Raw genomic sequence first — 24,292 nt, 5'->3', positions numbered from 1 at the left:
GGCTACACCGCTTTCTCCTCACTTGTCATACACCAGAAATAATCATAGCTCGGTACGTAATACGTCATAGAGAAATTACTGATGGTTTGAATTTTAACGGGGAATAGCCATTAACATTTGTTGAAATTTAATTTAACAGCAAAATAGCTCTACATCAGCACACCATCTTGTGGCTTCACCGGGGGAGAAGCGGAGCATTCACCAAGCTGCTGCCGCAGATCAATCTCAATGGTGCGACAAATAGCATTCAGGGGAATATCTTTCATTTTCTGATAGAAGGGGTCTTCTGTCCGGCCTCCTATTTTTCCGTGGTAGTAAAAACCGTTGCTAAGGCGATGTACACTGGTATCATTTGCCAGTCTAGATGTTGCACTAGGCCAAGTGGCAATTGACATGGTCTAATCGACTTGGGCAACCTAGCTAAGAGAAAATAATCTTAACTGGAGGAAAGATAGAAACAAGAAAGCAGTACACAAAAATGCTGTAGTAGAGAGTTTTTTCGGCAGCCTTAAACAGGAGTGAATCCAGGGGGACACTACCAAACCCGCTATGCAGTACAGCAAGATGTATTGCAGTATATTTCTATGTTTTATAATAGTCATCGACTGCATTCATACTTGGGATACAAAAGCCCAAATCAATATGAAGCAGAAACAGAAAAATTGGAGAAAGTTGCTTAACTGGATTGTCTAGAATTAATTGACCACGTCAAACCTTTCAAATAGGTTGGAAATAAAATTTGATTATTTGTAGACCGTCGATAAGAGGAAGATGCCGTGACAAAAATTATCGGAATTACGGGAAGTCTGCGCAGTGCTTCGTTCAATACTGCGCTATTACATGCAGCTAAAGAATCGCTGCCTAACAATAGTGCGCTTGAGATTGTAACGCTCAAGGGTATTCCACTTTACGATGGCGATATTGAAAGCACAGAAGGAATTCCTCAAGCAGTCACCACGCTGCAAGATAAAATCGCTGCTGCTGATGGATTATTGTTGGCTACGCCGGAATACAATAATTCTATGCCAGGCGTATTCAAAAATGGGTTGGATTGGTTGTCGCGGCCGCCCAGTGCGACTGCACGGGTTTTCAGAAATCGTCCGGTTGCGGTGATAGGCGCAACACCCGGTGGGTTTGGCACAGTACTGGCTCAAAATGCCTGGCTACCCGTGCTACGTACATTAGGCACATCCCCATGGTTCGGTGGAAGATTATTAGTATCTCGTGCACATCAAATTTTCAACGAAAATGGGGCGATGGTGGATGAAACGGCGCGCCAACAACTGGCGGATTTTCTTGTGGGGTTTATAGAATTCATCCACATCAGCAATAAGCTGCGGCGATAAAATAATCAAATTTCTGAAGAAGGCGACGATAGGATTTTTATTTTTTTGTCTTTGCAATGGCAAATTTGGGCGCTACATAATGAGTAACTACAGGTTCGCTTCCGGTTACGAGCAATGTATGAAGCTCTGTCTGTAACAGACGATCTGCATGAGTTACGCGTTCGTGCTGACGAAGATGCTCAAGCCAGGAATCGACACTGAAAAATTCGATAAAGTGATTCGGTTTTTCGGTATGCTCAAACACACCCCAGGCAAAAGCGCCATCGCGACGACGGCGTTTGCTGAGTTCGCGTATCATAGTTAAAAACTCACTTGTTTTGTCGTTTCGAACTATATACTGAATGGTCACCAGGACTGGTCCGCGATCATGTGACACACCCTCATGCACCATGGGTGTCGGCCAATGCATCGAAGGTGTAAGATCAACGTTTTCGATGCCGCTGATGTGCCAGCGCCAAGTGAGCAGTGTGGCTATCACTGCGCCAGACGCTGCAATCATTAGTGACTCTGAAATGCTAGTTATTTCGGCGACTTTGCCCCACAGTAGGCTGCCAAATGCCATAGAACCCATAAAAACCGCCATAAAGACGGCCAGCCCGCGCGATCGTACCCAATTAGGAAGTGCCATTTGTGCCGCTACCTGGAGTGATGACAACACAGTAATCCATGCAATACCACTTACACCCGTCGCCAAACACAGGAAAATCAATTGATCGAATGTTGCCAGCGCAAACATGGTGCTTGCGTACACGACCGCCGCTAACGCAACTAAGCTATCGCGTGAAATTTTTTCACGCAGCTGGGGTAACACGAGAGCGCCGATGACAGCTCCGGTACCAATCGAAGCTACCAAGATGCCAAATATTTGCGGCCCACCGTTTTCTAAGTTCTTAGCTAGCAGCGGCAATAGGGCCCAGGAAGCACTGGCAAATAGAAAAAAACCGAATCCTCGAATGATAGCGGCTTGGAGGTCTGGTGCATGACGTGCAAAGCGGAAACCGGAGCGTAGTGCACTGAAGAATCGCTCGCTAGGCAATTCACTGATGGGTGCCTCGCGCCGCCAACGTACCAAAGCAAAAATGACAAGAAAATACGTAAACGCATTCAAAACAAATACTGCACCGGTTCCAGCAAAAGATACAATTACTCCAGCCAATGCTGGACCAATTGTACGCGCCATATTGATTCCAAGGCTGTTCAATGCAATAGCAGACTGTAGCTCATTGCGCGGCACAAGCTCCGGTGTTATAGCCGCCCACGCTGGCAGCATCATTGCTGACCCGATCCCCATCGCACACGTTAATGTAATCAGGCTCCACGCCGAGGTAACACCCGTCAGTGTCATAAATCCCAGTAGTCCAGCCACCAGAGCCAACCATAACTGCACCACGATAAGGTAGCTACGCCGATCAACGATATCAGCCAAGGCGCCCGCTGGCATGGCCAATAGAAAAATGGGTAAAGTGGTGGCAGTTTGGATCAGCGCCACCATAACGGGTGTAGGCGCCAGCGTGGTCATTAACCAGCTAGCACCGATATCATGCATCCAGGTTCCGATGTTCGATATCAGAGTTGCCATCCATAGCATGCGAAAAACAGGAATCCTGAACGGAGACCAAGCCGATGGCGTGCTGGTCAAGTTGTTCAATCTTTCACCTGCATTCTAACAGGCTGCCGAAAAACTATCTGCATTGCCGCTGCATTGTTAAAAACGGGTTCAAAATACTCATTTATTATACATAAGTTGCATTTTTCACCTGTTTTTGTCCTGCATCAGTTACTACAAAAACATTCTTCAATCTGCTAATAACACAGTGTCAATATGCAGGGTACTTAATGCGTTGACAGTAAAGATCGTCCGTTCAAATCCTGTGCTACTCTCGCATTACTGGTATAAAACCCTTTGAGCTGCTCAAGCTGTGCAGCCGAAACCGTGATCACCTTGGGAAGAAGATACCATTGCACGCCTTCGCTGCATGGTGGAGTAGTTAATGAACCTGCAAGGGTGTAATAATCCAAGTTTGCGGGATTCAGATCAGCAGGAAGCAATTGTGCAGGATTGATCTGTATGCCGGCACTTACGTTCTTACTACGTTCTTCATGTGGTGTGTTATCCAGAATGGTTCCAAATATGGGATTCTCCTCACCAATATCAACTGCGACAGCCAAGACTATAATTCTTCCATCCTCGTTGATATGAACATAATGCAGTTCGGCCGGGAAATTTTTGCCTTCCACGACATGTTCACTGGGTTCATGAAAGTGAAATTGAATCAGGGGAAAAGATTCTTCTCCAATCATCAATGCACCCGCATAATTTTCAGAGGTATTGACTTGTACGCCATGTCCACTATTGAAGAAGGTTGGCGTGGTGTCAGTGTCATATAAGGCAGCTAGTTTATTGAGAGGCTTTGTGTCGTTGATGGTTGCACTTGCAAGATCAATCGGAGACTGATGCTTGCCTATGCCGCATGCTCCAAAAGGATAGTTCAATGGCACATTTTGTGTTGCATCCTGAATCGCCCACCATGTTGACTGCTCATCATGACTCCAGTGCGGCGTCTCAGAAACAGCAGCGGTTGCATAACATGTAAAAATTGTAAAAGCCAGGTTTCTCAATATTTTCGTATTCATGAATTAACTCCGATTGCAAATTGTAATTGGATTAGCAAGGGTGATTTCTACAATATTCAATCATGGATGGTTTATTTCCCTGATTGGAGTTTTGAGATGATTGAGAGTCTGTGTTCTCAGTTGATGCATTGGGTTGAAGGGATTGTTTCTGCTGACTGCCGTCAGTCGATAATCTTTTTTGCTGACTAGGATCAATCAGCAATTTTGATTTATTTCCATCTGATTCAGCAAAACATGAAGCAACACTTACACTTAATGACACAGCCAAAAATAATTTTATAAGCATGATGCACCTCTTCAAGAAAGAAAGAATTTTTTCGCAGTTCGTAAAATGCGATTGGCACATTACCATAAAGATGTTGAGAAAATATCAAGAGAATGCCATAAATATGTGAATAAAATATCAACCGAAACAAATAATAAAAGAAGGGTTATTGCAACTTATATTAAATATTCTTGTTAAGGGATGAAATTGCAGACTTATGACGTCAGACTTTTTACCTCGGTATTTTACTCTGCAGTGACTTTAAATCTATTTGAGAGGATTCTTCATGGTGTTCATAAATCAACCGGACAGCTATTTTGCATATTTTCGGCACATCTGATTTTTATAACCTTATCCTTTCAAGAAATAGAAGCTCCGATAAACCCAGGCGATTCATGATTAAAATTCTGATTTGATGTCGTCCATAAACTAATCACATATCACGCTAATAGTCTGAAACAATGGTTAGAATCAGAAAATAAATGCAGTATTAGAAATGTCGAGTGTATGAATTACACAACAACATAATGGTAAAACTTCGGCGCTAAAGTAGGGATTTGAGTGATTATCATGTAAATTTGAGGCTGTAAGCTGTTTAAGCAGATGCTGGATTTTGCACGTTTGGATCAGGGTTTGTATAACTGTCATGTTATAACTTGATCGGACTTAACTCATTAAGGGGAAAATCACCATGCTCGCGTTTCTCTTCTACGTCATTCTGTTCGTGGTTGTCATCGTTGGTCTGATTCTGGCTGTTCCTTTGATACGCCGTCATTTAGTCACCAATCAAATACTGAAAGTTTTTCGCAAAATGTTGCCGCAAATCTCGCAAACGGAACAGGAAGCACTGGATGCTGGCACGGTCTGGTGGGAAGGCGATCTATTCAGCGGAAAACCCGATTGGAAAAAATTATTGGCTTATCCTAAGCCGCAGTTAACAGCAGAAGAGCAAACATTCCTCGATGGCCCGGTTGAACAGTTGTGTGTGATGCTGGATGAATGGAAGATTACGCATGAATTAAAGGATTTGCCACCGGAAGTGTGGCAATTCATCAAGGAAAAAGGTTTCTTTGGCTTGATTATTCCCAAGCAGTACGGTGGTTACGGATTTTCAGCATTGGCCCACTCTGAAGTTGTGATGAAAATCGGCTCGCGTAGCGGTACAGCAGCGGTGACGGTAATGGTGCCGAATTCACTGGGGCCGGCTGAGTTATTGCTGCATTACGGTACTGAGAAGCAAAAAGAACATTATTTGCCGCGCCTAGCAAAAGGTCTGGATGTACCCTGCTTTGCGCTGACTTCACCAGATGCGGGTTCTGATGCCGGTGCGATGCCGGATTTTGGCATTGTGTGCCGCGGTGAGCATGACGGTAAGACAGATGTCTTAGGTATGCGGGTAACCTGGGAAAAGCGCTATATTACGCTGGGCCCGGTTGCAACTATTCTGGGACTGGCGTTTAAACTGTATGACCCGGATCGATTGCTGGGTAAAGAGGAAGATCTCGGCATTACGTTGGCGCTTATCCCCACGGACACACCGGGCGTGAATATCGGGCGTCGCCACTATCCGTTGAATGGCGCATTCCAGAATGGGCCAAATTCAGGTAAAGAAGTGTTTATTCCAATGGACTGGATTATCGGCGGACAAGAAGGTCTCGGGCAAGGATGGCGCATGCTGATGAATTGCCTGTCCGTAGGACGCGCTATCTCGTTGCCAGCCACCAGTGTAGGAGCAGCCAAATTGGCGGCGCGCACCAGCGGTGCCTATAGCCGGGTACGCACGCAATTCAAAATACCAATCGGTTATTTTGAAGGCGTCGAGGAAGCATTGGGCCGTATTGGCGGCAACACTTACATGATGGATGCTGCACGTGTCATGACCGCCTCTGCAGTAGATCTGGGCGAAAAACCCTCGGTGGCGTCGGCGATCGTCAAATATCATTTAACCGAGCGCGGACGGCAAGCAATCAACGATGCCATGGATATTCATGGCGGCAAAGGCATTTGCATCGGCCCGAGAAACTATCTGGGACGTACTTATCAGCAGATTCCTGTCAGTATCACCGTTGAAGGTGCCAATATCTTGACGCGTAACATGATTATTTTTGGTCAGGGTGCGCTGCGTTGCCATCCTTATTTGCTAAAAGAAGTGAATGCAGCCCATGATAAAAATCCGGATAGCGCATCGCTGGCATTTGATGAAGCATTGATGGGACATGCAAAATTCACATTGCGAAATACCGCAAACAGCTTGGTGTATGCATTGTTCGGCAACCATATCAAGGGCAATGCGCCGGAAAACTGCACCCCAGAGACGGCTGGTTATTATCGGCAATTGGCACGATTTTCCGCCAGCTTCGCCTGTATTGCGGATATCGGGCTCATGCGCTTGGGCGGATCACTTAAGCGCAGGGAAAGATTATCCGCTCGGCTAGGTGATATTCTGAGCATGTTGTATCTATGCTCAGCAACCTTGAAACGTTTTGAAGACGATGGTCGTCCTGACACTGATTTGCCCTTGCTGCATTGGTCGATGCAGGATGGCATTTATCGTATGCAGCAGGCATTTGATGAGTTCTTGGACAATATTCCGGGGCATTTCACCTTTGTTTGGTTACTGAGAGCCTTGGTTTTCCCGCTCGGTAAACGTTGTAAGCCACCCGTTGATGCATTAACCCATGAAGTTGCCAGATTAATGATGGTACCCGGTGCTGTGCGTGATCGATTGACGGCTGGCATTCATGTCCCAACTGCAGAACATGAGCCAATGGCTGATTTGGAACAGGCGTTACAGTGTGTGATCAAATGTGGCGCGATCGAAGCCAAGCTACGAGAAGCTATCAAGTTGCGTAAAGTTACTGATCATGGAGATGGGCAGATTGCTCAGGCCGTGCAACTGGGTGTGATTACTGAGGAAGAAGCCAGTCTGCTGGACAAACTAAAAGATTTACGCAGCGAGGTGATTAAGGTGGATGATTTTAGACCGGATTTTGAAAGCGAAACAGAATCCTTAAGAAATGACAGCACTAATGCTGCGATGGATACCAGAGGTGCTATCAACGCTAATTTCGCTATTGATAAGTGAGGTTATGAATAAGATTAATGGCACAACTACTGTTGGCAAAACCAATAGTAGCGCCAAAACTACGAGCAGAAAGAAAAGTAGTCCCGTAACAGAAGAATCAGAGACGGTTGAAACCGTTAAGTGAATTGGAATATTAGAATAATCAGAAAATACACTGATGCAGCATCGCCAGTAAACGGACACAAAATTAGGGCGTGCGTATAGAGGGAAAGTTATGCAAATCGAGCAAAACGGAATGACCAGCGTTATTTCGGTGGATAAAGCAAAAACACTGAATGGTCTGTTTAATGAGCGCGTGCAACGCTCGCCGCAGAATGTGGCCTATCGTTATTTTGATCCGATTAGTGAGCAGTGGTGCAGCTATACCTGGGAACAAATGAATCAGCACGTGGCCCGGTGGCAGGCAGCTTTGATTAAAGAAGAATCACTAGTTCCTGGCGATCGGGTCGCGGTAATGATGAGAAATTGCCCGGAATGGGTGATGTTCGAGCAGGCGGCAATGGGTCTGGGGTTAGTGATAATTCCTTTATATACCGATGATCGGGTTGAAAATGCGGCTTATGTCATTAATGATGCAAATGTGAAATTACTGTTGCTGGAAAATTCACAGCAATGGCGGCAATTTCTTAACTTACAGAAAGAAATAGAAGGATTGCAACGGGTTGTTATCCTCCGGCCTTTTGAGTCCAGTAGTGCTGATGTTTGTGATAACGTGCGCATCGTTTCGGCAATGGAATGGTTGTCAGCGCGCGCCACTGAGGTCAAGCATATTAACAACGATCCAAATTCGCTTGCTACCATCGTCTATACCTCCGGTACATCAGGTCGTCCCAAAGGCGTGATGCTCAGTCACCATAACATTCTGACCAATGCTTTCAGCTGCCTGCAAGTTATCCAGGTGACGCCCGAGGATCTGCTGCTTTCTTTTTTGCCTTTGTCGCATACCTTCGAGCGTACCACAGGTTATTATGCGCCGATGATGGCGGGCGCCACAATTGCATACGCACGCTCAATTCCGCAATTGCAGGAAGATTTGTTGATCATCCGACCAACCATAATGATATCAGTGCCGCGTATCTATGAACGGGTTTATGCAGGTATACAGGCAAAACTGGCCGAGGGCCCCGGTTTTGCGCGTTGGTTATTCAATCTTGCCGTCGATGTGGGCTACAGTCGCTTCGAGTACCAGCAGGGCAGGGCCAGCTGGCAGCTTACACATTGTTTATGGCCGCTATTAAAGAAACTGATCGCAGATAAGGTAATGGCAAAGCTGGGCGGTCGGCTGCGCATGGTATTGAGCGGCGGTGCCGCATTGTCGCCAGAAGTTTCGCGCATTTTTATCGGTCTCGGGCTACCGATTCTGCAAGGATATGGGATGACTGAGAGCAGTCCGGTCGTTTGCGTCAATCGACTCGAAGACAATATGCCGGCTAGCGTCGGTTTGTCGATTCCCGGCGTAGAAATCAAGCTGGGAGAAAGTGACGCATTGCTAATTCGTGGGCCGAATGTAATGCTGGGTTATTGGAATAACCCCGACGCAACAAAAGCGATGGTTTCATCGGATGGTTGGCTGAATTCGGGTGATATCGCAGCAATTGATGCAGCAGGTCACGTGATCATCACCGGACGATTGAAAGAAATCATTGTGCTGTCCACCGGTGAGAAAGTGCCCCCGGCGGATATGGAAGCGGCGATTTTACGTGATCTGCTATTTGAGCAGGTTATGCTGATCGGTGAAGCACGCTCCTACCTGAGTGTTTTAGTTGTACTGAATCCGAAGCATTGGCAAAGTTACGCCACACAGCATGGCCTGGAGGAAGATCCGACGCATGAGCAATCAAGGCAACGGGTTGAAGAAATCTTATTGGAAAAAATTTCACATCAAACCGACGAATTCCCAGGTTATGCCAAAATACGCCGTGTTGCAGTTGTACAGGAACCATGGAGCGTTGACAATGGCTTGCTGACACCGACGCTGAAATTGAAGCGTGCCAAGGTGTTTGAGAAACACCAGGCGGAAATCGATGGGCTTTATGCAGGGCATTAACAGGTTGTTGAGAAACTATCTGACTTGATCTGTACTAGGAAGGAGGTAGATGGATGGCAAAAGAGCCCAGCAAACTGGATAAAGTTGTTCTAGAAGCACGCCAAAATGCAGAAAAACGCGCTCAGGGCTATCGGGCGCAGGCGCTTAAATTGTTTCCTTGGGTGTGTGGCCGTTGTGCGCGTGCATTTGATCATAAGAATTTACAGCTGTTGGAAGTGCACCACAAGAACAGTAATCATGATGATAATCCGCCGGATGGCAGTAACTGGGAATTGCTTTGCACCTATTGCCATGAGAACGAGCATTCCAAGTTGAAGGATTCGATGGACCGCGATATTGGCGGACAAGCAGAAGCGGTCGCTACTCATAATCCATTTGCCAAGCTTAAGGATATGCTGAAGAAATAGACTTAATGCAAAAAATAAAGTGAACTGGCTTGTTCATTGCGGGATGTTTGTTACTTTTAGTCAACAAATGGACTTGAATGAAAGCTCGTTGTATTTAATCAACAGACCGTTATAATACGATTTTCAAGTCAACAGGAGAGTCTAGTCATGGTTAAATTAACTGATGTAACTGGAATCGGACCCGCCACAATCAAGGTTTTAGCTGAACATAAAATCAAAACAGTCGAAGCATTGGCCGCGATTAGTTTGACAGATTTGCAGAAAATACCAGGATTCAGCGGCGCGATACGAGCGCGGGCAGTGAAGCAGTCGGCTGTCGATTGCTTACAAGATAAACCGGTTAAGCCATCAGCAACTCCTGTCGGACGCACACAAACAAAAATCAAGGAAGCACCGAGCATAAAAACGAGGACAAGCCCGATTGTCAGTCAGCTTGAATCCGTTAAACTTAATAGTGAAAGCAAGAAAAAAAAGCATAAGGTCGAAAAGCAAAAAGACAAAATAAAAGATAAGAAAAAGAAAGATGGCAAGAAGAAAAAAAAGAACCAAAAGAAATCATAGCTTCTTGGGTCTGATTAAGTATCGCAGTTGCGCTTCATGAGCGTTAACTGCAATGGCACGGCTTCCATAATTTAAGACAGCCAAGGCGGCGGTTGTCAACAACTTGCCGGAATTGTCAACGGGTGGCGGATCTTGAGATAAATGGCAGAGTAATTGGTCGAGACCCGGGTTATGTCCAATGATAAGTAATGTGTATATTCCTTTGCTATATTGCTTGACTAAGGTAGTCAGGTCATTGCATGATGCATCGTAGATTGTGGGCTCCCAGTGTACTTCTGTTTCAGGCAGGCTTAATTCGTTTACGACTCGATGGCAAGTCTGTTTTGCTCGTAATGCAGGAGAACAGAGGATTCGATCTATGCGAAATTGTTCTTGTTTTAACCACTTACCCATCTGTTTGGCAGCTTTTTTTCCGCGATTTGTCAAAGGACGATCAAAATCCGATCTGCCTGCCTCAGACCAGTCTGATTTGGCATGTCGCATAATAATCAATTGATATTTTGGCATAACTCTTAGTATGAGATCGATTAATTGGATGACTAACTTCCATTCTGGCGTGCTTCACTATGGATGAATCCTACGCTGCTGTTGATTTAGGTTCAAACAGTTTTCACATGATCGTGGCGAGCATAGTGGATGGCCGTTTGCAAATTATTGATCGCATGAAGGAGATGGTCAGACTGGCTTCGGGATTGAATGATGAGCAGGAGTTGTCGAAAGAATCCATGCAACAAGCCTTGGAATGCTTGCAGCGATTTGGCCAACGGATTCAGGAAATTCCGCGTCTGAATGTGCGCGCTGTAGGTACGAATACACTTCGTCAGGCGAAAAATGGCAATGTTTTTTTGTCGCAAGCACATAGTGCACTGGGTCATCCGGTTGAGATCATAGCGGGGCGTGAAGAAGCAAGGCTGATTTATTTAGGCGTCGCGCATAGTTTATATGATGAAAATAATAAACGGCTGGTGATTGATATCGGCGGCGGGAGTACGGAGTTAGTCATTGGCCAGGGTTTTGATACCTATGCGACTGAAAGCCTGCATATGGGCTGTGTCAATATCAGCCAGCGTTTTTTTGATGATGGCAAGATAAAAGCCAAAAAAATGCGCAAAGCCGTATTGTTTGCGATGCAAGAGCTGGAATCCATTGAAACAGCCTATAAAAAAACAGGCTGGGATTCTGCATTGGGTTCTTCCGGCACTATCATCGCAGTACGGGACGTGGTGCAAGCACAAGGCTGGTGTGATTCTGGCATTACCTTGTCTGCCTTGATGAAACTAATGGAAGCTTTAATCGAGATTGGGGATAGTGCATCGATTGATTTTGTCGGTGTACCTGAGCGCAGAAAACCGGTTTTTGCCAGCGGTGTGGCGATATTGTACGGTGTTTTTGAAACGCTTAAGCTGGAACAGATCAATGTTTCTGAAGGTGCATTACGTGAGGGTTTGCTGTATGACCTTATCGGTCGGATGCATAATGAAGATATCAGGGATAAGACCATTGAAATTGTTACGCAAAGATACAGCATTGATACCGAGCAGGCCAATCGAGTCAAGGATACTGCAGAAAAACTTTTTCATCAGGTAAAAACCGACTGGGAATTGGACGAGAAAACAGATTTGAAACTGTTGACATGGGGAGCGCTTATTCACGAAATTGGTTTATCGGTTGCACATAGCCAATATCACCGACATGGCGCGTATTTAACTGCCAATTCTGATTTATCAGGGTTCTCCCGACAGGAGCAAATGAAACTGGCAATGTTAGTACGGAGTCATCGCCGTAAATTCCCGCTGGAAGAATTTGAATCAATAGCTGTTTCTACGAAAACTTCAGTAATCAGGCTATGTATTTTGCTAAGGCTGGCAGTGTTGCTCCATCGCAGCCGTTCTAATAGCGACTTGCCGGAAATTCGCATCGGTGTGAACAAAAACCGCATTACTTTGGATTCTCCATCAGATTGGTTAGAACAGAACCCTTTAACGCTTGCTGACTTGAATACCGAGCAAGATCTTCTTCAGGCTAGTGATATTAAACTGATATTCGATTAAATCAATTGTATTAGAGGCCGCAATAGTGTTCCAAGAGAAATTGCTGTGCAGAACGTGGTTTAGCAGTACCTGGTTTTAAGCGTTTATATGAACCATCGCTTTGCAACAACCAAGCTTGCGTGTTGTCGGAAAGATAGCACAATAGTCCATGCTGAATGACTGTATCGCTGGTGCGTTTTTCCTCAATCGGAAAGCATACTTCTACCCGGTGATGTAAATTGCGTGTCATCCAGTCCGCGCTGGAACAAAAGACTAATTCTTCGTCATCGCCTCCATTTTGAAAATAATAAACGCGAGTATGCTCCAGGAAACGACCGACAATGGAGTACACACTTATATTTTCCGATACATCTTTGATTCCCGGACGCAAGCAGCATATGCCACGAATGATTAAGTCAATTTTTACACCGGCTTGAGAAGCCTTATATAGCGCTGCGATAATTTCCGGATCAACCAGTGCATTCATTTTGGCAATGATCCAAGCTTTTTTTCCTGCACTCACAGCACTGATTTCTTTGTCGATATAACTCAATATCCCTTTATGCAGTGTGAAAGGGGATTGCAAAAGCTTTTTTAATTTGCTCGCTCGTCCTAATCCGGTTAATTGATGGAACAGTTTATTCACATCCTCACCGATGGCTTTATCACAGGTCAACAAACCGTAGTCGGTATATAAACGCGCAGTTCGTGCATGATAGTTACCGGTTCCTAAATGTACATAACGCCGTAATGTACGGCCTTCTCTTCTGACGACCAGAATCATTTTTCCGTGAGTCTTATAATTAACCACGCCATACACGACATGCGCGCCAACCTGTTGTAATTCACTGGCGAGCTCAATATTGGCTTCTTCATCGAACCTGGCTCGCAACTCAATGACTACCGTGACTTCTTTACCTGCACGCGCAGCCACCTTGAGCGCTTCAACAATCGCCGAATCAATTCCAGTACGGTAAAGCGTTTGTTTGATCGAGAGCACGCCAGGGTCAGCGGCTGCTTGTCGCAAAAAATCTATGACGGGTGCAAACGATTGAAATGGGTGATGTAGCAGAATGTCACCGTTGTGCAACACATCAAATATGTTGGTATTCTTGATCAGGCGTTTGGGGATGTTTGGCGTGAAGCCGACAAATTTTAATTCCGGACGATCGACCAAGTCGCAGATTGCAAGTAAACGATTCAAGTTGACAGGCCCAGTTACCCGATAAAGATCATTTTGCTGTAATTCAAATTTGTGTAACAAAAAAGAACTTAGAAGATCCGGGCAATTATCCGCAACTTCCAATCGCACTGCATCGCTAAATCTTCGCGAAGGCAATTCGCCCTCCAGAGCGCGCAACAAATCGTCAATTTCATCATCGTCGATCAGTAAATCGCTATTGCGCGTTACTTTGAATTGATAGCAGCCGATGACATTCATACCCGGAAACAGATCCGTGACATGCGCATGGATAATCGAGGAAAGCATCACGAAATCGCGGTTTTCTTCACTGTATTTGGCTGGGATTGATACAACTCTCGGCAATGAACGTGGTGCTTGCACGATGGCCATACCCGAATCGCGCCCGAAAGCATCCTTACCTTCCAATGAAATGATGAAATATAGATTCTTGTTGAGAACCTTGGGAAAAGGGTGCGCCGGATCTAATCCAATCGGACTTAAAACCGGTAAAACTTCTTCTTTAAAATAGCGATGTATCCAGCGGCTGGTTTGAAGTTTCCATTGCGAGCGGCGCAGTAGCCTAATTTTATCCTTGGCCAGCGCAGGTATGATCATGTTATTCCATACGCTATATTGCTCCAGCACGAGCTGATGCGCGGTTTCACTAACACGTGACAGCACTTCTGTTGGGGACAGATTATCCGGGCCTGTTTGCGTCGAAGCGTATTTAATCTGCTGTTTGAGTCCAGCTACGCGTATCTCAAAGAATTCGTCCAGATTGGTACTGGCAATGCATAAAAAACGTAGCCTCTCCAGCAAGGGAAGGGTCTCATCTTTGGCCTGTTCGATCACACGGCGGTTAAATTCCAGCAGGCTCAGTTCGCGATTGATATAAAGCGCAGGATCTTTGAGGTCAACAGTATCCATCAGTGAATTGCTCGGGTAAGTATTATTGTAACTGGCTAGTCGATCTTTGTTTAAGTGTGGCCGGCAGGAAAGAAATTAAATAAGCTGCATTCTAGCTTAGTTTGTGTGGAACTGAATGTTACTTTGGTGTTAGCTTTAGAAGCTTGCCGTTTTCTTCATCAGTCAGTAAATATAATGCACCATCCGGGCCTTGTTCTACATCGCGAAAGCGCAATGTATTGGTTAATAATCGCTCTTCATTGAGAACCTTCTTGTTATCGGTAGACAGTCGGACTAGATGCCGCCCTGCCAGGGTGCCGATAAACAAGCTGTCGCGCCATCCTGGAAATTGCTTTCCAGTGTAGAACACCATGCCAGAAGGTGCGATTGATGGCGTCCAGTAATGAATGGGTTCTTCAAAACCTTGTTCTGCGTGTTCATTTTTGATCGGCACACCAGAGTAATGATTGCCATAGTTAGCCTTTGGCCAACCATAATTTTTACCGGGTTGCGGAATATTGATTTCGTCGCCACCTTTGGGGCCATGTTCATGAATCCAAAGCTCACCCGTTTTGGGGTGAATTGCGGCGCCTTGGACACTGCGGTGCCCATACGACCAGATTTCGGGTTTAGCTTTCGGGTCATTAGCAAACGGATTGTCAGCAGGCACTGTTCCGTCAGGTCGGATGCGGATTATTTTGCCGATATGATTGTTCAGCTGCTGCGCTTCCTCCATATAATCACCACGATCACCCAGTGTGATAAATAGATTCCCATCCGGTGAGAATATCAAGCGTGAACCAAAATGCACGCCGCCTTCAGTTTTTGGCAACTGGCGAAAAATTATTCGCAAATTTTCCAAGCTGCCATTTTTTAATTCAGCTTTGGCTACTGCGGTACTGGCTTTTGCTCCTTCCGGCTCAGAATACGATAAGTAAATCAAATAGTTTTTGGAGAATTCCGGATCCAACGCAACATCCAGCAAGCCGCCTTGCTGTTGAACTAACACAGTAGGGACCCCTTTCACCGGTTCTGAAACACGACCATCCGACGTAATGATACGTAATTGCCCAATTTTTTCTGTTACCAATATATTGCCATCCGGCATAAACGCCATACCCCAGGGGAATTGCAATCCTTCGGCCACTAAGCGGACATCGAAGTCAGTTTGAATGCGTTGAGCTTGCACAGCAGGCAGCAGGAAAGAGCTGAAAATAAAAAGTACAGCGATTATGTTGGTTTTTAGTGTCATTTTCTGGTTTTAGGCAATTAGTACACAGTGGCTGTTAAATGTACCATTGTCAGCAGTCCATCTCAACTACCCTGAATTTCTCTGGCTGAAGATTGAGGATCGGAAAATTGAAATTTTTGTAGTGCCTGGACTACGTATTCTGCAGTAGGGCGGGGAGCCATTTGAGTATCGAACATGGCCGCATTCAGATTACCCAATTCGCGAGCTTTTTCCAAATTTGTTGCAAGATGAATTGCGCGTTCAACAATTTCATCTGGATCTGAATAAGCGAATTGTTTTTTTAAATGTGGATTTGCGATTAATAATTCCGGGTTGTTTTCTAAAGGTTCACCGATAACGGCAACTCCGAGCGCCATGGCTAAGCCGAATTTGGAAGACAAGCAGCCCGCAATACCTTGCGTGTAAATAACGACCTTTGCGCGCGCCAAGGTTTCAAGATAACTTTCTTGACTCAGACGCGGATAAAATACCTCGGCATATTTTTCCGGGAGCGGTTTCTCGCATGAAAAACCTGTAGCCGTGTTAAGTGAGGCTGCATCGAAAAGTTTCTTGATAACCTGGTAGCGACGTTCCATGACCGCTACATGACGGGAATTATGCCGAAAGCTGGTTACAAAGAAAACATCGATATCTTTTGGAGTTGCTCGATGAGCCAGTATTTGCTCGAGTGACTGAAAATTTTTCAGGTCACGCAAGCGAAACTTGGCATCCGTTAAATAATCCTTATAGGGTACGTTATAATTAATCCCGGGTTTAAATCCAAACAGCGCCGGAGTCAGCAGCAATCTGCGGCTAAGCGACAGGAACGATTCTGGTCTTATCGGGAAAAACTGTGAAACGCTAAGAATTTTTTCACGAAAATCCTTAAGTGCTGGTGTGTACTCAATCTGGTCCGGGTTGTAGTTCACCTTAAAGTAGACATCCACGCTTTGCAGCAGCGGCAAATGATATCCACCCGTATGATTCGTAACGTTGACTGAATTGACATCATGCGTATCAATGCAGAAATACCACTCGTGATCACCTTGCTGAAATTTAAAAAGCACCATTGCAAACAATAAATGCTGCCAATCAGAATCTTGAATGGCTGGCATCAAGCGTGCCGGAAGCGAATGAGCTGTTCTGATTTGCAATTTCCCACTTTTTGCTAATTCATGGAATCCCTGCAGATAATAACTTGCATAATAAGCACGTGATGTGTCGTAGAAAGTAAGATACGCGTCGGTCATTTCAAATAGGTTACTATAAATTAGATATAAGCAAATCAAGCAGCCCATTCAATTACTTTTGTGCGTAACAGCGCCAAAGCTGCGGCTTGCTGATCCGCTCCTGCTTGATGCCATTGGTCTAGCATAGCACGTGCAGCGTTGACTTCATGCGTGAGATTCAGTGTGCGGAAATCGGGTGTGTAAAATACACGTGCAACCAATGCACGTGTTGCACCAAGTCGCGGGTATTGAGCATAGATTAAATCGCTAGGTATCGGTAAACGGCTATCATTAAGCCGACCAATGCCGGCAAATCCATAAGGCACCCCGGCCGTAGATGCGATATCGGTTAGTCTATCCAGAAAACCAGAGGTTAGTACCTCGAAATGATTGGATAGTTTCATATCTAAATACATATCGTTCAATCCGAAGTGGATTTCACCAATTCCTGGAAGTTTAACAACTTCACGCAAGCGTATTGCGGCTGCCGCAGTTTCGACTAATAAAGAAACAAATGCGCGGTCATCCACGAGCTCAATGAAAGTGGCCGCTTCTTTAATCGTGCGAAACATCGGCAACATTAGCACAGTGACGCCTTGATCAATCAAACAATTGATTTCATCGCGTGAGCCGGCATGAATTGGATTGGTGCGGGCAAATAACGCCGATTGCGTTAATTGATCGCGAATAGCTTCCAGTTCATGCATCTGATGATCAGAAATCCATGCTTTCTTGGCATCTTGGCGATGCTCTTTACCCATTCTTTCCAAGTCAAGGCCAATACGATTAATACCAGCCGCATTGCCGGCCCGTGCCAAATCCGGATCATTGGTGAATAATGTGAGAACGAAATCGCTGCCAAAGCTCATGAGATGAAGTCCTAAGTTAGGAATTGAAGGATCTTACGGCTTCCTTATAACTTACTTGAATTGATAAGGAATTTTGTCGGTGTCAAATGGTAAGCGCCATTCATCCGGACAAGAATAAAGATAAGGGTTATTAAAATAATTAATAAAACTGCTTTCGAAATTTTCCAAATTCTGTAAACCATGCCAAATACCAGGCGGAATAGTGATTAATGTAGGCCTCATACGACTCAGATGTAAGACGTTGATTTGACCTCTTGTCGCTGAATCAGCGCGATCATCATACAGAACCAATTTTATTGTCCCGTTAACCACGAAGATAGTATCAATTTGCGATTCATGCGCATGCCAAGCGCTGATGGCACCGGTTCGTAGTATGGCGTGAATCATATGCCGTATCTGATCGGGACCTACGTCCCATTCTGGACGATAAAGTTCTGTAGTGATGCCATTGGGTGTGATGATATTGGGTACTTCATATTTTTTCACTCCTGTCAGCAAAACATTTGTCGATTCACCCTCTGAGGTTACCGTTTGTTGATCTTTGATTGCGTCTTCTATGAGCATGGTTTAATCTCCTGCAGCTTTGTCGATAGCGAAATTGGATTGCGGTAGTTGATGAGACGAGATGCAGCAATATAATTATTATTTTTTAAGCTTCAAGCGCTTAAATTATACTTGATACTTAAGTGTTAAGTGTTAAGTGTTAAGTGTTAAGTGTTAAGTGTTAAGTGTTAAGTGTTCACAGGAATCGAAGCATAGCAAATTGAAGATGGGTACAATTTCAGGAAAAGAGCTGTTAAAACATATCATTTACTAAAACACGACAACACGCATTCGTATTCCGCCAAATAGATTGAGCGGCGGCCCTGGTTCGTAATAGCGGCCGAGCGCCGCGTTGACGCGTGTGTTTGCATTATATTGCGTATCAAACAAGTTGTTGACGCCGAGAAAAACCGAACCTTCGATCCAGTTTCGCCTCAATTCCCAGCCAAAGAGTAATTGTCCTAAATTATAGGCCGGATTGGTCGCGGTATTAATGTCGTTAACATAAAACCCGCCGACACGGTGCACATGCAATTGTCCAAAGAAACCGAACGGGTGTGAATAGCGCAGCAATCCTTCCCAACGGTGCGTAGGGACACCGGGAAAAACATTGCCTTTCAGGCTGATGTCATTAACTACATATTTTTCGAATGCAAAATCAGAGAATGTGTAACTGACTTCGCCTCGTAAACCTTTCCATTCTGGTGTAGCGAGACGTGTTTCCACGCCGACACGTCGTGATTGGCCGGCATTGCGGAAAAATGCTCGGCCCGGTGATGTCGCCAGCTCGAATGGCGTGATTTCGTCCCAGGTACGAATAAAGAATACGGCAGTATCATACTGAAATCCCGCAGAGTTACCACGAAAACCCAGTTCGTTGCTGAGCGATGTTTGCGCGTTCAGACTCGGGTTGAATCCACCTCTTCCAGCCGGATTGTTAAGTAACTCGGTGGTGGTCGGTGCTTCAAAAACGGATGCGACATGCGCATAAAGTTGCTGTTGATCGGCGAGATGGTACACCAGCCCAGCAGAACCACTGCCTTGCGATATTGCCCGAGAACCGGATTCATTGCCATCACTTTTAAATTGATCTTTGACTTGATAATGCAACCAATCCCAACGACCGCCGAGCACCAAATCGAGCTTATCGGCAACATTCCATTCATTGCGCACAAATGGTCCAACGCTTTGCACACGCTCAATTTGACTTAAATTCAGTGCACTGCGCACACCAAAGTTGTTATTGAAGCGCTGCCGATCATCATTTTGTATGCCGTAGTCGACACCAACCAAAAAACGGTTGGGGCGATTGAACAATTCATGATCATTGACAAACTGCATCATCAATCCACCCACTAAGCGATCAAACTGAACCTGTCCGCCATCGAAAAAAGGTTGACGGCTTTGGAAGTCACGGTGCAGCATGTGCGCTGTAACAGTAAATTCTTTTCCGACAGAAGGTCTTTGGCGAAACCGTATGCCCATTTCCTCCTGTCGAATTTCCTCGCCAGCGTTATACTGCAGATTGCGTGCTGAAGCCTGTCGTGGATTAGTCTGTACCTCTGCACTGGTCAAGGCACCTGGGTCCTTGGATAGCGGGGAATAAAGCTCCCGGAATACCAGCATCAGATCGGAATTTATGCTGGTTTGGAAATTCAACTTAGCCTGCGAAAAAGTATTTTGCATCGCGCTATGATTGCGCCAGCCATCTTGCTGCAAGTGAGAACCATAGAGACTATAGCCGAAATTCCCGCTGCGCCCACCCATGAACAACTCAGATTTCAGGTAACCGTATTGTCCGAACACTTGACGTGGCATCACCACGAATTTCTCTGGTGGTGCTTCGCGCGTGGTGATATCGATCAAGCCACCGGAAGCGTTGCCATATAACGCAGCCGATGGTCCGCGCACAATATCCATGCGTTCGATTAGCGAAGGATCGATTGAATCCAACTGCGTTTGTCCATCCGGCAACGTCTGTGGAATTCCATCTACGCGCATCTGAATTCCGCGTACACCAAACGGTGAACGCGCGCCAAATCCACGAATGGCAATGCGCACATCCTGCGCAAAATTAAACTGATTCTGAAAGAAAACGCCCGGAGTACCACGCGCAAACTCATCTAAAGTCGCGCCCGGTTGAAAGCCCTGCTGCGAATCACGTTTGATCTGCGTAATACTATTGGGAATCTGCGAAGGTGAGCGTTCGCTGCGAGTGGCAGTAACGTTAATCGGATCCAATATAACAGGTTGAATCTTATTAGGCTCTTGTGCCAAACTTGCAGTCGCGAACAAAAACAAAATGGACAAAATCGCTAGAAAACCAAGAAAATATTGCATCCGCGAAAAACAGCTAAGATAAAAAGCGTGAGTGACAAGAACGGTGATAAAAATCACGTAGGCGCATTTAGGAATACTCTCGAGATCAATTGGCGGGCCATCATTTGGTTCATTTTATCACTACTAACGTAATAATCGATTGATTCCTCATGCATAACCCGGCTGGATTTAATCCTGCTCTGTTTTCAAAATTGTTCCGAAAGTATCCATGTAAAGTTCAAACTTCTTTCCTTCTGACTTGATTTCCACTTCATAGCCAGTAACCGTTCCATCCGGCTTCATCACTTTCTCAGCTTCTTCGATCGTGGCGTTTGGGTATACTTTGGCAATGGCCTGGATTACAGATTCAGGCAGTGCTTTGACATCAATGGATTCTTCCTTCTGCAGAACTTCCCCTTCAGCGTCATACAAAATTTCGTACTCTTGGTCATTTTCTTTATATTCAATTTCATACACGGCTTTACCTTCGATCATTCCTTGCTCAAATTCTACTTCTTTAGCATTGGGATGAGCTTTTTCAAAAGCTTCGAGTACTGCTTTGGGTACTTGATCTTTACTCACTTCTTTTTCACTGGCGTGTGCTTGACCCAATGCTATCAACAGGGTGACCAGTATTGCTGTAATCCAAAATTGCTTTTTCATAAGACCTCCTTTGGCCGGAATCAAGTATATGTGCTGATTAGAATCAGTCGATTTGATCATATGATGAAAAGACACCTTAACGAAAAAATTCCGCTGCCTTCTGTCTACTCTTTAGCAAAATAATTGTCAATATTTCAAAGATGCGAGGACAATGTTCCTGGTATCAGCGAGATTAAGGGAGTTTTTGTAAGGCGAATCCGATTCCAGTAGCTTCTGCGATTGATACCTCGGAATTTGAGCGTTATCATGCGGGATCAAAAACCAATCGATATTTTCAAACCCATGATAGAAAAGCAGTATTGTACAATAAACGAATCGCTTAGCCTACTATAGTGAATAGTTATCACGAAACACCTAAAAACCGCTTCATTCTGCTCGGAGCGAGTAACCTTACCTTGTCGCTACGTTTAACCATTCATTTAATGCAACAACGATTTGGCGGGCCAAGCGAGGTTCTTACAGCGCTTGGGCATGGACGTGCGTATGGAACGTTTACCCAAGTATTGTGGCGCGGTTTGCCGGGGATTTCAGATTGCGAGTTGTGGCGACAGTTGGATTTGGCTGAGACACACCCAACTTATGCGCTGTTAACTGATATCGGTAATGATATTTTGTATGGATTGCCACCAGAACAGATATTGCGAACGTTGGAATGGTGTATCAATCAGCTACAGAAACACGCGACGCAGATTGTGGTGACTAATCTACCGATGGCTTCGATTGAAAGTTTATCCGAGCGGCGTTACATTTTTTTTCGTAATATTTTTTACCCATCCTGTCAGTTATCTAAAGATGAAACTGTTAGCCGGGCGCAAGTAGTGCATCACGGATTGGTGGAAATGGCGGCACAACGGCATTTTAAACTGTATGAACAGGGTTCGGATTGGTTTGGTCTGGACGGCATTCATGTGAATTATTGGCAGCGAAAAGCGTACTATCAGGATATCCTGAGTCGGTTTCCGGATTCTGGAAAAAAACCAGAGGCCGAGGGGAATAAGCAGGAATTTTTGCTAACCTGGCAGCGCCGACCTGAATTTTCTTGTAAAACTGTATTGGGGCGCACTTCTCATTGCCCACAACCCAGCGGGCAACTGCCAGACGGAACACTTGTCTATAAGTGCTAAGTGCTAGTTGTTGACGTGAGATAGTCTTAGTCACGATGCACACTGTTACTTACTCAAGACAGTTTGCAAACCCTTCAAGGAAATATGATCGATGTTATCTCAGGATGCTTATGGGTTAGGAATCGCAGGTTGTGTTGTGATGCAAACATATTTGTTGTAATTACAACACGCCCCATTTAAATATTGACACGGATGTGGTGATGCTTTGATTTGCCACGGATAAGTTCTCACCGTTAATAATTCAATGAGATAATTTGTCACGATACCTAAAAAAGATAGGTTTTTAAGTGCCCGAGAATTAAATAATGTATTAAAGGGTATACATCCGTTTATTATTTGCTTAGCCATAAATATTATTATGATCAAATTGATTCTGCTCAATTTAGTATTAGGAAAAATCTTCAATTAAATTAGAGGGAAATCAAATGAAAACAGATAAACAAGTAGGAACAGAATGCTATTCAGTATTCAATCATTTGCAACGTCTCACTGATTCACACATTCCAGAGTTAGATTTTAAAACCGTCGTTCATATTCCTGAAAATTCATTCCAGATCCATACAGTTACTTTCCTACACAATATGCGGTTAGCTGCGCTTGAAAACAATTTCGCCAATCTATTAGCAAACTGTTATTTGGAATCTGCAGATTTTGAACAATTTAAACGATTAACGCCTTTTTTATGTTCTGCCAGTCATTTATTGTGTAGCAGCACGTTGAATCCTTTCCATCAAGTAGATGAAGATAAAGTGCTAGATTTTTTTATGCGCTATGCTGCTAATTTTTCAATGGAAGAAAATATCGCTGAATTTATCCAATTTAAAGTAATTCCGTATATGCACAACTTTAATATACGGAATGAAAATACTAATTTTATGCCTAAGGATCATCGATCGGCAAATCAGTTGCTCCATTGATTTAAAATTTCATCCTATCCATAAAAGAATCGCGCCGATAGCAGGCGCGAGGGGTGCTTCTTTTTGCACTGCAGGTAGAAATAATGAAGTAAGCTTTGTTTTGCATTGCGTACGCTGCTGTTGACATGCAGATATACCTCTTTCTTAAATTGCATTACCGAATACAAAAGAATCGCTCTCAATGCTATCTGACGCGATCGACTGATCGCAGGTTGCCGCGTGCGTTTCCAGCAAATCGAATTGCATCTGTTATGGCGACCAGGCACAACGTCTGAACATTGTTCCAGATACTTGTAATGCGGCTATTAATTATGGGTGGATTGCATCTAAAAATCTTTAAGTAGCTTAATAAAACAGAAATTAGACGCTAAAAACTTATTTATTCAGAAACATTGCGATCATTTTACGGTTCTATACTAATTTCATTTTGTTGAAATTTATTTACATCGAGTTGAGAGGAAAATGCAATGAAATCCAACTATCATTTCATTACTAAAAAATTTGTTGAAGTTTTGTTTTCCTGTATCTCAATTGTGTCAATTTTAACTTTATCAGGATGCAGCGGAGAAAATCATTTACAACAAGCAATTAAATATTCCCAAGCTTCTATAATTGCTGACGATGGGGCAACAATAGCATTGCAATCAGCATATGCAATTATTCATGCGCTTTCGATACCAGATCAAGAAAAAGTTTCTTCTGCAGGACGTATCCATTTAGCAATGGCAATTGTGAATTTGGAGCAAGCTATCGAGAATGGAAATTATGACGAAAATGATTTAGCGCGAAATGCTGCACGTATGGCTATAGCTCACTTTAAAGAAATGAGAAAATAACACAAGAGTTTATTCTGCATTATTTCCGAAGGTCGCGCCGCCGACCGAGCTATGATTATTTCTGGTGTATGACAAGTGAGGAGAAAGCGGTGTAGCC

21 protein-coding genes and 1 pseudogene are annotated in these 24,292 nt (G+C 44.5%); 10 read left to right on the top strand and 12 right to left on the bottom strand.

Features of this window, described 5'->3' with window-relative positions; all coding sequences use genetic code 11:
- Nucleotides 1-149: 149 nt before the first annotated feature.
- Nucleotides 150-395, bottom strand: a complete 246-nt coding sequence (locus QZV86_RS09835; protein ID WP_295627121.1) for a hypothetical protein — start codon at nt 393-395, stop codon at nt 150-152.
- An 82-nt stretch (nt 396-477) separates the two neighbouring features.
- Between QZV86_RS09835 and QZV86_RS09830 the strand changes: the two are divergent.
- A pseudogene (locus QZV86_RS09830) lies at nt 478-680 on the top strand (IS3 family transposase); the annotation flags it as partial.
- Between the two features lie 96 nt (nt 681-776).
- Nucleotides 777-1,346: an NADPH-dependent FMN reductase gene (locus tag QZV86_RS09825; RefSeq protein WP_295627118.1), complete on the top strand. Its 570-nt coding sequence runs from the start codon at nt 777-779 to the stop codon at nt 1,344-1,346.
- Between the two features lie 37 nt (nt 1,347-1,383).
- Here the strand turns inward: QZV86_RS09825 and QZV86_RS09820 are convergent, their stop codons facing one another.
- From QZV86_RS09820 to QZV86_RS09810, 3 genes are all read right to left on the bottom strand, one after another.
- Nucleotides 1,384-2,994 (bottom strand): MFS transporter, encoded by a 1,611-nt coding sequence (locus QZV86_RS09820; protein WP_295627115.1) that lies wholly within the window; start codon nt 2,992-2,994, stop codon nt 1,384-1,386.
- A 185-nt stretch (nt 2,995-3,179) separates the two neighbouring features.
- Nucleotides 3,180-3,980 carry a carbonic anhydrase gene (locus tag QZV86_RS09815; RefSeq protein ID WP_295627112.1) on the bottom strand — a complete coding sequence of 267 codons (801 nt, stop codon included), beginning with the start codon at nt 3,978-3,980 and terminating at the stop codon, nt 3,180-3,182.
- Nucleotides 3,981-4,011: 31 nt separating this feature from the next.
- On the bottom strand, nt 4,012-4,266 hold the full coding sequence (locus QZV86_RS09810) for a hypothetical protein (protein WP_295627109.1): 255 nt from the start codon (nt 4,264-4,266) through the stop codon (nt 4,012-4,014).
- A gap of 670 nt (nt 4,267-4,936) precedes the next feature.
- Here QZV86_RS09810 and QZV86_RS09805 point away from each other — a divergent pair.
- The 4 genes from QZV86_RS09805 to QZV86_RS09790 all read left to right on the top strand — a co-directional run bounded on the left by QZV86_RS09805 (nt 4,937) and on the right by QZV86_RS09790 (nt 10,345).
- Nucleotides 4,937-7,330, top strand: coding sequence for an acyl-CoA dehydrogenase (locus QZV86_RS09805; RefSeq protein WP_295627106.1), 2,394 nt, complete (start codon nt 4,937-4,939; stop codon nt 7,328-7,330).
- A gap of 214 nt (nt 7,331-7,544) precedes the next feature.
- A complete protein-coding gene (locus tag QZV86_RS09800; protein ID WP_295627102.1) occupies nt 7,545-9,377 on the top strand; it encodes a long-chain fatty acid--CoA ligase in 1,833 nt (610 codons plus the stop codon).
- Nucleotides 9,378-9,430: 53 nt separating this feature from the next.
- Nucleotides 9,431-9,784, top strand: coding sequence for a YajD family HNH nuclease (locus tag QZV86_RS09795; protein ID WP_295627099.1), 354 nt, complete (start codon nt 9,431-9,433; stop codon nt 9,782-9,784).
- Between the two features lie 147 nt (nt 9,785-9,931).
- The gene (locus tag QZV86_RS09790) at nt 9,932-10,345 is read left to right on the top strand and encodes a helix-hairpin-helix domain-containing protein (protein ID WP_295627096.1); all 414 of its coding nucleotides are present in this window, start codon (nt 9,932-9,934) and stop codon (nt 10,343-10,345) included.
- Here QZV86_RS09790 and sixA read toward each other — a convergent pair.
- Nucleotides 10,340-10,852, bottom strand: a complete 513-nt coding sequence (gene sixA, locus QZV86_RS09785; protein ID WP_295627091.1) for a phosphohistidine phosphatase SixA — start codon at nt 10,850-10,852, stop codon at nt 10,340-10,342. The genes QZV86_RS09790 and sixA overlap by 6 nt on opposite strands.
- Nucleotides 10,853-10,911: 59 nt before the next feature.
- On the opposite strand from sixA, the gene ppx reads away from it, so the two are divergent.
- Nucleotides 10,912-12,396, top strand: a complete 1,485-nt coding sequence (gene ppx / locus QZV86_RS09780; protein ID WP_295627088.1) for an exopolyphosphatase — start codon at nt 10,912-10,914, stop codon at nt 12,394-12,396.
- 10 nt (nt 12,397-12,406) lie between these two features.
- Here the strand turns inward: ppx and ppk1 are convergent, their stop codons facing one another.
- The 7 genes from ppk1 to QZV86_RS09745 all read right to left on the bottom strand — a co-directional run bounded on the left by ppk1 (nt 12,407) and on the right by QZV86_RS09745 (nt 21,318).
- Nucleotides 12,407-14,485, bottom strand: a complete 2,079-nt coding sequence (gene ppk1 / locus QZV86_RS09775; RefSeq protein ID WP_295627085.1) for a polyphosphate kinase 1 — start codon at nt 14,483-14,485, stop codon at nt 12,407-12,409.
- Between the two features lie 118 nt (nt 14,486-14,603).
- Entirely contained in the window at nt 14,604-15,716 is a 1,113-nt protein-coding gene (locus QZV86_RS09770) for a PQQ-dependent sugar dehydrogenase (RefSeq protein ID WP_295627082.1), read from the bottom strand.
- Between the two features lie 62 nt (nt 15,717-15,778).
- Nucleotides 15,779-16,945: a hypothetical protein gene (locus QZV86_RS09765; protein WP_295627079.1), complete on the bottom strand. Its 1,167-nt coding sequence runs from the start codon at nt 16,943-16,945 to the stop codon at nt 15,779-15,781.
- Nucleotides 16,946-16,980: 35 nt separating this feature from the next.
- Nucleotides 16,981-17,793 (bottom strand): aldolase/citrate lyase family protein, encoded by an 813-nt coding sequence (locus tag QZV86_RS09760; protein WP_295627076.1) that lies wholly within the window; start codon nt 17,791-17,793, stop codon nt 16,981-16,983.
- A 51-nt stretch (nt 17,794-17,844) separates the two neighbouring features.
- Nucleotides 17,845-18,357 carry a dTDP-4-dehydrorhamnose 3,5-epimerase family protein gene (locus QZV86_RS09755; RefSeq protein ID WP_295627073.1) on the bottom strand — a complete coding sequence of 171 codons (513 nt, stop codon included), beginning with the start codon at nt 18,355-18,357 and terminating at the stop codon, nt 17,845-17,847.
- A gap of 249 nt (nt 18,358-18,606) precedes the next feature.
- Entirely contained in the window at nt 18,607-20,676 is a 2,070-nt protein-coding gene (locus QZV86_RS09750; RefSeq protein WP_295627070.1) for a TonB-dependent receptor, read from the bottom strand.
- Nucleotides 20,677-20,844: 168 nt separating this feature from the next.
- Nucleotides 20,845-21,318, bottom strand: coding sequence for a PepSY domain-containing protein (locus QZV86_RS09745; RefSeq protein WP_295627067.1), 474 nt, complete (start codon nt 21,316-21,318; stop codon nt 20,845-20,847).
- A gap of 332 nt (nt 21,319-21,650) precedes the next feature.
- Between QZV86_RS09745 and QZV86_RS09740 the strand changes: the two genes are divergently transcribed.
- The 3 genes from QZV86_RS09740 to smbP all read left to right on the top strand — a co-directional run bounded on the left by QZV86_RS09740 (nt 21,651) and on the right by smbP (nt 24,195).
- Entirely contained in the window at nt 21,651-22,442 is a 792-nt protein-coding gene (locus tag QZV86_RS09740) for a hypothetical protein (RefSeq protein WP_295627064.1), read from the top strand.
- Between the two features lie 425 nt (nt 22,443-22,867).
- Nucleotides 22,868-23,359 (top strand): hypothetical protein, encoded by a 492-nt coding sequence (locus tag QZV86_RS09735; RefSeq protein WP_295627061.1) that lies wholly within the window; start codon nt 22,868-22,870, stop codon nt 23,357-23,359.
- 467 nt (nt 23,360-23,826) lie between these two features.
- Nucleotides 23,827-24,195, top strand: coding sequence for a small metal-binding protein SmbP (gene smbP, locus QZV86_RS09730; RefSeq protein WP_295627057.1), 369 nt, complete (start codon nt 23,827-23,829; stop codon nt 24,193-24,195).
- The last annotated feature ends 97 nt before the right edge of the window (nt 24,196-24,292 follow it).

It is taken from the genome of uncultured Nitrosomonas sp., from assembly GCF_902826915.1.
Classification (GTDB): Bacteria; Pseudomonadota; Gammaproteobacteria; order Burkholderiales; family Nitrosomonadaceae; genus Nitrosomonas.
The sequence above is the reverse complement of the archived record's forward strand: the minus strand, read 5'-3'. Positions and strand labels throughout refer to the sequence as shown.

Coding starts and splice junctions, on each gene's coding strand:
- QZV86_RS09765 (WP_295627079.1), bottom strand. CDS start 16,945: ATGACCGACGCGTATCTTACTTTCTACGACACATCACGTGCTTATTAT.
- QZV86_RS09750 (WP_295627070.1), bottom strand. CDS start 20,676: ATGCAATATTTTCTTGGTTTTCTAGCGATTTTGTCCATTTTGTTTTTG.
- QZV86_RS09795 (WP_295627099.1), top strand. CDS start 9,431: ATGGCAAAAGAGCCCAGCAAACTGGATAAAGTTGTTCTAGAAGCACGC.
- QZV86_RS09805 (WP_295627106.1), top strand. CDS start 4,937: ATGCTCGCGTTTCTCTTCTACGTCATTCTGTTCGTGGTTGTCATCGTT.
- QZV86_RS09800 (WP_295627102.1), top strand. CDS start 7,545: ATGCAAATCGAGCAAAACGGAATGACCAGCGTTATTTCGGTGGATAAA.
- QZV86_RS09835 (WP_295627121.1), bottom strand. CDS start 395: ATGTCAATTGCCACTTGGCCTAGTGCAACATCTAGACTGGCAAATGAT.
- smbP (WP_295627057.1), top strand. CDS start 23,827: ATGAAATCCAACTATCATTTCATTACTAAAAAATTTGTTGAAGTTTTG.
- QZV86_RS09810 (WP_295627109.1), bottom strand. CDS start 4,266: ATGCTTATAAAATTATTTTTGGCTGTGTCATTAAGTGTAAGTGTTGCT.
- QZV86_RS09770 (WP_295627082.1), bottom strand. CDS start 15,716: ATGACACTAAAAACCAACATAATCGCTGTACTTTTTATTTTCAGCTCT.
- QZV86_RS09755 (WP_295627073.1), bottom strand. CDS start 18,357: ATGCTCATAGAAGACGCAATCAAAGATCAACAAACGGTAACCTCAGAG.
- ppk1 (WP_295627085.1), bottom strand. CDS start 14,485: ATGGATACTGTTGACCTCAAAGATCCTGCGCTTTATATCAATCGCGAA.
- QZV86_RS09745 (WP_295627067.1), bottom strand. CDS start 21,318: ATGAAAAAGCAATTTTGGATTACAGCAATACTGGTCACCCTGTTGATA.
- QZV86_RS09815 (WP_295627112.1), bottom strand. CDS start 3,980: ATGAATACGAAAATATTGAGAAACCTGGCTTTTACAATTTTTACATGT.
- QZV86_RS09790 (WP_295627096.1), top strand. CDS start 9,932: ATGGTTAAATTAACTGATGTAACTGGAATCGGACCCGCCACAATCAAG.
- QZV86_RS09760 (WP_295627076.1), bottom strand. CDS start 17,793: ATGAGCTTTGGCAGCGATTTCGTTCTCACATTATTCACCAATGATCCG.
- ppx (WP_295627088.1), top strand. CDS start 10,912: ATGGATGAATCCTACGCTGCTGTTGATTTAGGTTCAAACAGTTTTCAC.
- sixA (WP_295627091.1), bottom strand. CDS start 10,852: ATGCCAAAATATCAATTGATTATTATGCGACATGCCAAATCAGACTGG.
- QZV86_RS09735 (WP_295627061.1), top strand. CDS start 22,868: ATGAAAACAGATAAACAAGTAGGAACAGAATGCTATTCAGTATTCAAT.